This is a genomic window from Streptomyces sp. NPDC091287, assembly GCF_044768525.1.
In the GTDB taxonomy this organism is placed as follows: Bacteria; Actinomycetota; Actinomycetes; order Streptomycetales; family Streptomycetaceae; genus Streptomyces.
The window spans coordinates 1-1,753 of record NZ_JBIVUV010000047.1 but is presented as its reverse complement, the minus strand read 5'-3'; the positions used below and the strand labels follow the sequence as shown (position 1 = coordinate 1,753).

The following is a 1,753-nucleotide window of genomic DNA, read 5'->3' as shown; positions in this document are numbered from 1 at the left end:
AGGGCTTGCCGGGAAACAAGTCGTAGCTTCCAGCTGTGGGGCTCGTTGGTCTGGTATGGGGAGACCGGAGGGGATCGAGGCCGTTCTGGCGGCGAAGTTCCAGGTGTTGTTGCCGCATCTGGACGAGCGTCAGCGTCGGCTGGCCATAGGGGCGGAAGCACTGTCGCTGGGGCATGGCGGCATCAGGATCGTCGCCGCTGCAGCCGGGGTCCGGGAGGCTACAGTCTCGCGTGGGGCGGCTGAACTGGACTCCGGTCAGGGCCCGTTGGGGCGGGTGCGCCATCCCGGCGGAGGGCGGAAGAAGGCGGCCGAGCTGGACTCTGGGCTGCGTCCGGCACTGCTGGCGCTGGTCGAGCCCGACGAGCGGGGCGACCCGATGTCGCCGCTGCGCTGGACGACGAAGTCGACCCGGAAGCTGGCGGCGGAGCTCACCCGCCAGGGGCACCGGGTCTCCGCCGATACCGTCGCCGGCCTGCTGCGGGAAGAAGGCTTCAGCCTGCAGGCCAACGCCAAGACCATCGAAGGTGCCCAGCACCCCGACAGGGATGCCCAGTTCCGCCACCTCAACGAGCAGGCTCGAGACCACCGGGACGCCGACGACCCGGTGATCAGCGTGGACAGCAAGAAGAAGGAGCTGATCGGCGACTACAGGAACGCCGGGCACGAATGGCAGCCCGCAGGACAGCCCGTGAGGGTGAAGACGCACGACTTCCCCGGCCAGGCCGAGAAGGCAATTCCCTACGGAATTTACGACATGACGGCGAACACCGGCTGGATCAGCATCGGCACCGATCACGACACGGCGGCGTTCGCCGTCGCCTCGATCCGCCGCTGGTGGCAGGCGGTCGGCCGGCACGACTACCCCCGCGCCCGCCGGCTGCTGATCACCGCTGACGGTGGCGGCTCCAACGGCTACCGCACTCGCGGCTGGAAGACCCAGCTCGCCGACCTCGCCGCCGAGACCGGCCTTGAGATCACGGTGTGTCACCTGCCGCCCGGCACCTCGAAGTGGAACAAGATCGAGCACCGGCTGTTCTCCCACATCACCATGAACTGGCGAGGAAGGCCCCTGACCAGCCACGAAGTCATGCTCCAGACCATCGCCGCGACCACCAGCCGCACCGGCCTCACCGTCCAGGCCGAACTCGACAGCGGTGGGTACCCCACCGGCATCCGCGTCAGCGACGACGAGATCGCTGCCCTGCCCATCACCCGCCACCGCTTCCACGGCGACTGGAACTACACCCTCCACCCCCAGCGCCCGACGGACACGGCGACCACCACCAGCACACAGGACGAGGCCCTGGCGGACAGACCGGCCCGCCTCACGGGGCATTCGCTACAGGACCCGGAACTGACCGGGATGACCCGCCGGCAGCTCAACGAACTCATCAACGTGCTGACTCCAGCGATGGAAATTCAACGCGAGCAAGTGCTCCGCACCCGCAGAGGCCACGAACGCCTGGTGGCCCCTGGCACAGGCGCCAAACCCAAGCTCACCTCAGCCGACCGGGTCCTGGCCACCGTGCTCCACCTGCGAAAACTCGCGACCATGGACCTCCTGGGCCAGCTCTTCAACACCACCGCCATGACCATCAGCCGCGCAGCGAAAGACGTCCGCCCGCTCCTGGAAGCCCACGGAGTTCACATCCCCGCCTCGACCGCCCGCTTCCGCACACCGACTGACATCGCGAGATTCCTCGACCTCGACAAGAGCAAGATCAAACCGACGTGTTGATTCCCGGCAAGCCCT

Annotated in this window: 1 protein-coding gene; it reads left to right on the top strand. The window is 67.7% G+C overall.

Annotation, left to right across the window (positions count from 1 at the left end):
• Window positions 1-55: 55 nt before the first annotated feature.
• Window positions 56-1,738 (top strand): ISAzo13 family transposase, encoded by a 1,683-nt coding sequence (locus ACIQRW_RS38360; protein WP_403770002.1) that lies wholly within the window; start codon window positions 56-58, stop codon window positions 1,736-1,738.
• Window positions 1,739-1,753 lie beyond the last annotated feature (15 nt).

Bases quoted from the DNA above. Each gene is read 5' to 3' on its own strand.
- ACIQRW_RS38360 (WP_403770002.1), top strand. From the start codon at position 56: ATGGGGAGACCGGAGGGGATCGAGGCCGTTCTGGCGGCGAAGTTCCAG.